Annotated in this window: 7 protein-coding genes; 3 read left to right on the top strand and 4 right to left on the bottom strand. The window is 73.1% G+C overall.

Annotation, left to right across the window (positions count from 1 at the left end):
- Positions 1-16: 16 nt before the first annotated feature.
- The 3 genes from HZS56_RS17260 to HZS56_RS17270 are packed head-to-tail and all read left to right on the top strand — an operon-like array spanning position 17 to position 3082.
- Positions 17-787, top strand: a complete 771-nt coding sequence (locus HZS56_RS17260; RefSeq protein WP_216721590.1) for an SDR family oxidoreductase — start codon at positions 17-19, stop codon at positions 785-787.
- A complete protein-coding gene (locus HZS56_RS17265) occupies positions 784-2466 on the top strand; it encodes a class I adenylate-forming enzyme family protein (RefSeq protein ID WP_216721591.1) in 1683 nt (560 codons plus the stop codon). Before HZS56_RS17260 ends, HZS56_RS17265 begins: the two co-directional genes overlap by 4 nt.
- Before the next feature lie 22 nt (positions 2467-2488).
- Positions 2489-3082, top strand: coding sequence for a TetR/AcrR family transcriptional regulator (locus HZS56_RS17270; RefSeq protein ID WP_216721592.1), 594 nt, complete (start codon positions 2489-2491; stop codon positions 3080-3082).
- Between the two features lie 64 nt (positions 3083-3146).
- Here the strand turns inward: HZS56_RS17270 and HZS56_RS17275 are convergent, their stop codons facing one another.
- The 4 genes from HZS56_RS17275 to HZS56_RS17290 all read right to left on the bottom strand — a co-directional run bounded on the left by HZS56_RS17275 (position 3147) and on the right by HZS56_RS17290 (position 6286).
- Entirely contained in the window at positions 3147-4361 is a 1215-nt protein-coding gene (locus tag HZS56_RS17275; protein WP_216721593.1) for an acyl-CoA dehydrogenase family protein, read from the bottom strand.
- Between the two features lie 7 nt (positions 4362-4368).
- Positions 4369-5394, bottom strand: a complete 1026-nt coding sequence (locus HZS56_RS17280; protein ID WP_216721594.1) for a phosphotransferase family protein — start codon at positions 5392-5394, stop codon at positions 4369-4371.
- Positions 5395-5561: 167 nt separating this feature from the next.
- Positions 5562-5891 (bottom strand): DUF202 domain-containing protein, encoded by a 330-nt coding sequence (locus tag HZS56_RS17285; protein WP_216721595.1) that lies wholly within the window; start codon positions 5889-5891, stop codon positions 5562-5564.
- Positions 5892-5893: 2 nt separating this feature from the next.
- On the bottom strand, positions 5894-6286 hold the full coding sequence (locus HZS56_RS17290; protein WP_216721596.1) for a YidH family protein: 393 nt from the start codon (positions 6284-6286) through the stop codon (positions 5894-5896).
- Positions 6287-6466 lie beyond the last annotated feature (180 nt).

The following is a 6466-nucleotide window of genomic DNA, read 5'->3' on the forward strand; positions in this document are numbered from 1 at the left end:
GTGTCGAAGGAGACCGATGGTGGAAGCCGTGCAGGATGCCGGAGTCGTCGTCACCGGGGCGGGAGGAGGCATCGGCGCCGCGCTGGCCCGCCGCTTCGCCGCCGGGGGCGCCCGGGTCGTCGTCAACGACCTCGACGCCGACCGGGCCCGGTCCGTCGCCGACGAGATCGGCGGCATCGCGGTCCCCGGCGACGCCTCCGCGATCGTCACCGAGGCCCGCGAGGCGCTGGGCGGCAGCGTCGACGTGTACTGCGCCAACGCGGGCGTGGCCTCCGGGGGGACGGAGAACGCCGAGGAAGCCGTCTGGGCGCTGGCCTGGGACGTCAACGTCATGGCCCACGTCCGCGCGGCCCACGAACTGCTCCCCGACTGGCTGGAACGGGGCAGCGGCCGCTTCGTCTCCACCGTCTCCGCCGCCGGACTGCTCACCATGATCGGCGCCGCGCCCTACAGCGTCACCAAGCACGGCGCCTACGCCTTCGCCGAGTGGCTCTCCCTCACCTACCGCCACCGCGGGATCAAGGTCCACGCGATCTGCCCGCAGGGCGTGCGCACCGACATGCTGGCGGCCACCGGCAGCGCCGGCGACCTGGTCCTCCAGCCCACCGCGATCGAACCGCAGGACGTGGCGGACGCCCTGTTCAAGGGCATCGAGGAGGACCGCTTCCTGATCCTGCCGCACCCCGAGGTGGCCGAGTACTACCAGGCGCGGGCCGTCGAACCCGACCGCTGGCTGCACGGCATGAACCGCCTCCAGCGGCAGTGGGAGGAGGCGACGGCCCGATGACCGGCTCCCGTTACGCCGCCAAGCCCTGGCTCGGCCTGCTGACCGAGGCCCAGAAGGCCCCGCTGCACCCCGGCGCCTCCCTGGTGCACGCCCTGCGCCGGGCCGCCGCCGAGACCCCCGACCGGGTCTTCCTCGCCTACTTCGACGGTCGCCTCACCTACCGCGAGGCGGACGCGCTGAGCGACTCCGTCGCCGGACACCTCGCCGCACGCGGCCTGGAGCGCGGCGACCGGGTGGCGGTCCTGCTGCAGAACTCCCCGCACTTCGTGCTCGCCGTCCTCGGCGCCTGGAAGGCGGGCGCGGTCGTCGTGCCCGTCAACCCCATGTACAAGGCGGGGGAGGTCGGCCACGTCCTGCGCGACGGCGAGGTGGCCGCGCTGGTCTGCTCCGACCGGGCCTGGGAGTCGTACCTGCGCGAGACGGCGGAACCGTCACCGGTGCGGATCGTGCTCACCGCGTGCGAACTGGACTTCCAGACCCGCGGGGACACCCGCGTACTGACCTTCGAGCGGCTGCCGCGCGCCGCGGACACCGACGACCTCGCCGAGGCGGCCCGCGCCGGCCACGCGGCACCCGGGGGCCGCGACCCCGGCCCCGACGACACCGCGCTCATCAGCTACACCTCCGGCACCAGCGGCACCCCCAAGGGCGCCACCAACACCCACCGCAACATCATGTTCAACGCCGAGCGGCAGCGCACCGGACTCGGCCTGCCCGACGCACCGGTCTACTTCGCGCTGGCCCCGCTGTTCCACATCACCGGCATGGTCTGCGAGCTCGGGGCCTGCCTGAACAGCGCGGGCACCCTCGTCCTCGCCTACCGCTTCGAGGCGGGCGTGGTGCTCGACGCGTTCGCCGAGCACCGGCCGCACTACACGGTCGGCCCGTCCACCGCCTTCATGGCCCTCGCCGCCCACCCGGCCGCCACGCGCGAGCACTTCGCGTCCTTCGTCAACATCTCCTCCGGCGGCGCCCCGCTGCCGCCCGCCCTGGTGGAGGAGTTCCGCGCGGGCTTCGGCCCGTACGTCCGCAACGGCTACGGACTCACCGAGTGCACCGCGCCCTGCGCCTCCGTCCCGCCCCACCAGGAGGCCCCGGTCGACCCCGCCTCGGGCACCCTCGCCGTCGGCGCGCCCGGCCCCGACACCGTCGTGCGGATCGTCGACGAGCAGGGCGCCGAGGTGCCCTTCGGGGAACAGGGCGAGATCGTCGTGAGCGGCCCGCAGGTCGTCCCCGGCTACTGGCGCCGCCCCGACGCCACCGCCGCGACCTTCCCCGGCGGCGAACTGCGCACCGGCGACATCGGCTTCATGGACGCCCAGGGCTGGCTCTACGTCGTCGACCGCAAGAAGGACATGATCAACGCCTCCGGCTTCAAGGTCTGGCCGCGCGAGGTCGAGGACGTGCTCCACACCCACCCGGCGGTGCGCGAGGCCGCCGTCGTCGGCGTCCCGGACGGCTACCGCGGCGAGACCGTCAAGGCGTATATCAGCCTCCGCCCCGGCGCCGGGGCGGACCCGGACGCGCTCGCCGCGTACTGCAGGGAGAGACTGGCCGCGTACAAGTACCCGCGTCAGGTGGAGATCCTGCCCGAGCTGCCGAAGACGGCGAGTGGGAAGATCCTCCGTCGGGAACTGCGTTCCCGTACGCACCAGGACGCGGCAGCGAACGGACAGTGACACGGAAAGGCAGGTGACGGCAGTGCCCAGGACCACGGACGGGGACGGCACTCCGGTGCCGCAGCGGCTCCTGGCCGCCGCCACCCGGCTCTTCGCCGAGCAGGGCTACGACCGCACCTCGGTACAGGAGATCGTGGAGGCGGCCGGCGTCACCAAGGGGGCGCTCTACCACTACTTCGGCTCCAAGGACGACCTCCTGCACGAGGTGTACGCGCGGTTGCTGCGCCTCCAGCAGGAACGCCTGGACGCCTTCGCGGACTCCCGGGACCCGGTCGAGAAGCGGGTGCGGGACGCGGCGGCGGACGTCGTCGTCACGACCATCGAGAACCTCGACGACGCGGCGATCTTCTTCCGCTCCATGCACCAGCTGAGCCCGGAGAAGAACAAACAGGTACGCGCCGAGCGCCGCCGCTACCACGAACGCTTCCGCGCGCTCATCGAAGAAGGCCAGCGCACCGGCGTCTTCACCAAGGAGACCCCGGCCGACCTGGTGGTGGACTACCACTTCGGGTCCATCCACCACCTGTCCACCTGGTACCGGCCCGACGGACCGCTCGGTCCGCAGCAGGTCGCCGACCACCTCGCCGACCTCCTGCTGCGCGCACTGCGCCCCTGACGCACCGGTGACGGGCCCCCGGGACCTCCCGGGGGCGGCCCCGCGCAGAGGTACTTCTCGATCCTCAGAGGTACTTCTTGATCTCCCGGCGGGCCAGCGAGCGCTGATGGACCTCGTCGGGGCCGTCGGCGATCATCAGCGTCCGCGCACCGGCGTACAGCTCGGCCAGCGGGAAGTCCTGGCTCACACCGCCCGCACCGTGCAGCTGGATCGCCCGGTCGAGGATGCCGACCACCGCGCGGGGCGTGGCGATCTTGATGGCCTGGATCTCGGTGTGCGCGCCCCGGTTGCCGACGGTGTCCATCAGCCAGGCGGTCTTCAGCACCAGCAGCCGCAGCTGCTCGACGGTGACCCGGGCGTCGGCGATCCAGTTGTGGACCACGCCCTGCTGGGCCAGCGCCTTCCCGAAGGCCTCGCGGGCCACCGCGCGGCGGCACATCAGCTCGATCGCGCGCTCGGCCATGCCGATCAGCCGCATGCAGTGGTGGATGCGGCCGGGACCGAGGCGGGCCTGGGCGATGGCGAAGCCGCCGCCCTCCGCGCCGACCAGGTTCGACACCGGCACGCGCACGTGGTCGAAGACGACCTCGGCGTGGCCGCCGTGGTCGTGGTCCTCGTACCCGAAGACCCGCATGGCCCGCTGCACGGTCACCCCGGGCGTGTCCCGCGGGACCAGCACCATGGACTGCTGGCGGCGGACGTCCTCGCCGTCCGGGTCGGTCTTGCCCATCACGATGAAGATCCGGCAGTCCGGGTTCATCGCGCCGGAGATGTACCACTTGCGCCCCGTGATCACGTACTCGTCGCCGTCGCGCTCGATGCGCGTGGTGATGTTCGTGGCGTCCGAGGAGGCCACCTCCGGCTCGGTCATCGCGAACGCCGAGCGGATCTCCCCGGCGAGCAGCGGCTCCAGCCACTGCTTGCGCTGCGCCTCGTCGGCGAACTGCGCCAGCACCTCCATGTTCCCGGTGTCCGGCGCGGCGCAGTTCGTCGCGGTCGGGGCCAGCTGCGGGCTGCGGCCGGTGATCTCGGCGAGCGGGGCGTACTGGAGGTTGGTGAGCCCCGCTCCGTACCCGGCGTCGGGGAGGAACAGGTTCCACAGGCCCTGGCGACGGGCCTCGGCCTTCAGGTCGTGCACGACCTGCGGCGTGTCCCAGGGGGAGGCGAGCCGGGCGCGCTGCTCGTGGGCGGTCCGCTCGGCCGGGTAGACGTACTCGTCCATGAAGGCCAGCAGCCGGGCGCGGAGTTCCTCGGTGCGTGCGTCGTACGCGAAGTCCATGACGGGATCAGCCCTCCTGAAGGGTGGTCAGGCCGTGCTCGATGAAGACGGGGACGAGGTCGCCGATGCGGTCGAAGCCGCGGCCGACCGTCCGGCCCAGCGTGTAGCGGTAGTGGATGCCCTCCAGGATCACCGCGAGCTTGAACCACGCGAACGCCGTGTACCAGGCGACGGCGGACACGTCGCGCCCCGAGCGCACGGCGTACCGCTCGATCAGCTCGGCGGGGGCCGGGTGGCCGGGGGCCTGGGCGGTGGTGGAGACGGGGGAGTCCGGCAGGCCCAGCGGGCTGCTGTACATCGCCAGCAGGCCGAGGTCGGTCAGCGGGTCGCCGAGCGTGGACATCTCCCAGTCGAGGACCGCCCTGATCTCGTCGGTGTCGTCGCCGATCAGGACGTTGTCGAGCCGGTAGTCGCCGTGCACGACGGTCGCCGCGGGGGAGCGGGGCAGGTCCCGCCCGAGGGCGGCGTGCAGCTCGTCGATGCCGGCGAGGTCGCGGTTGCGGGAGGCGTCGAGCTGCTTCGCCCAGCGGCGGAGCTGGCGGTCGAGGAACCCCTCCGGGCGGCCGAAGTCCGCGAGGCCGACCTCGGCGGGGTCCACCGCGTGCAGCCCGACGAGCGTGTCGACGAGGTGCAGCACGGCGGCCCTCGTGCGCTCGGGCCCGAGCGGGGCCAGCTGGGCGGCGGTGCGGTACGGGGTGCCGTCCACGAACTCCATGACGTAGAAGGGCGAACCGATGACCTCCTCGTCCTCCCACATGAGCACGGTGGGCGGCACCGGCACGTCCGTCGTGTGCAGGGCGCTGATGACCCGGTGCTCGCGCTTCATGTCGTGCGCGGTGGCCAGGACATGGCCGAGCGGGGGGCGCCGTACGACCCAGCGGGCGGTACCGTCCGAGACCGCGTAGGTGAGGTTCGAGCGCCCGCCCTCGATCAGCCGGCCGGACAGCGGCCCGGTCACCAGGCCGGGCCGCTCGCGGTCGAGCAGGGCGCGCAACCGGTCGAGGTCGAGTCCGGGCGGGTGGTCGGGGCTCATCGGCGCTCCCTGGGGCAGGCGAACAGTATCGGAACTCATGATGCCGACCGGTCGGTATGCCGTCCAGTGGGTGGGCGGAACGTGATCGGCGTTACGGCGCGTGTGCGGGGCGTTGGTGCCGCCTCGCCGCCGCCTCATCACCGGCCCGTCGCCGTCTCCTCGCCGTCTCAGAGGACGAGCAGGGCACCGCAGGCCGCGAGGGCCACGGTGCACAGGGCCGCCGCGGCGGCGAGCGGCGGCGTGAGGGCGCGGGGGCGGTGCGCCCCGGCGAGGGTGCGGATGCGGCCGTGCGCGATCCGCAGGAAGGCCAGCCAGAGGCCGCAGCACAGGGCGGTGGCGAGGACGGAGACGGGAGTCGCCCCGTCGTGCAGCGCGGTCTTGGCGGCGAGTACGGCGACGACGGTGCCGGAGAGGGTGGTGCGGCGCCAGGCGAGCCGGGTGCGCTCGGGCTGCAGCCCGGGGTCGCGGTCCGGGACGGTGGCGTCGGCGCCGCCCACGCTCAGCCCTCCCAGCCGACGAGCACCACGACGACCATCACCAGGGCGACCACGGCGACGACCACGCTGAGCAGGGCCGGGAAGCGGGAGACGGGCAGGTCCTCGTTCCGGCGCATGGCGCGTTCGCAGCGCACCCAGTGGTTCACGGCCCGCAGCGAGCACAGGACGCCGGCGGCGAGCAGCGCGAGTGCCAGTCCCACGCGCCAGCCCCAGCGCAGGTCGGGCAGGAACTGGTCCACCGCGAAGCCGCCGCCGATCAGGGCGAGGGCGGTCCGCAGCCAGGCGAGGAAGGTCCGCTCATTGGCCAGCGAGAACCGGTAGTCGGGGGTGTCCCCTTCCTCCCGCACCTCCTCAGGCACGAACCACACCCGAACGTTCCGCACAATTCCCATCACCCGACGACCCTATCTGCCCACCACACCAACCCCGGGCAGCCCGCTCCCCGCCCCAGCTGCGGGCAGTCGTGCCTCCCCAGTGCCTGAACGGCCTGGGAGGTATCCCCAGGGCGGCACGGGTGGGCGCTGGGGGTACCCCCTCTGGGGGAGGCGCCCCGTAAGCGCCGGGCAGCGCGACCC

Source organism: Streptomyces mayonensis, assembly GCF_018982965.1.
GTDB lineage: Bacteria > Actinomycetota > Actinomycetes > Streptomycetales > Streptomycetaceae > Streptomyces > Streptomyces mayonensis.

Excerpts from the sequence above, each read along its gene's own strand:
- HZS56_RS17260 (WP_216721590.1), top strand. The coding sequence starts at position 17 with ATGGTGGAAGCCGTGCAGGATGCCGGAGTCGTCGTCACCGGGGCGGGA.
- HZS56_RS17265 (WP_216721591.1), top strand. The coding sequence starts at position 784 with ATGACCGGCTCCCGTTACGCCGCCAAGCCCTGGCTCGGCCTGCTGACC.
- HZS56_RS17275 (WP_216721593.1), bottom strand. The coding sequence starts at position 4,361 with ATGGACTTCGCGTACGACGCACGCACCGAGGAACTCCGCGCCCGGCTG.
- HZS56_RS17280 (WP_216721594.1), bottom strand. The coding sequence starts at position 5,394 with ATGAGCCCCGACCACCCGCCCGGACTCGACCTCGACCGGTTGCGCGCC.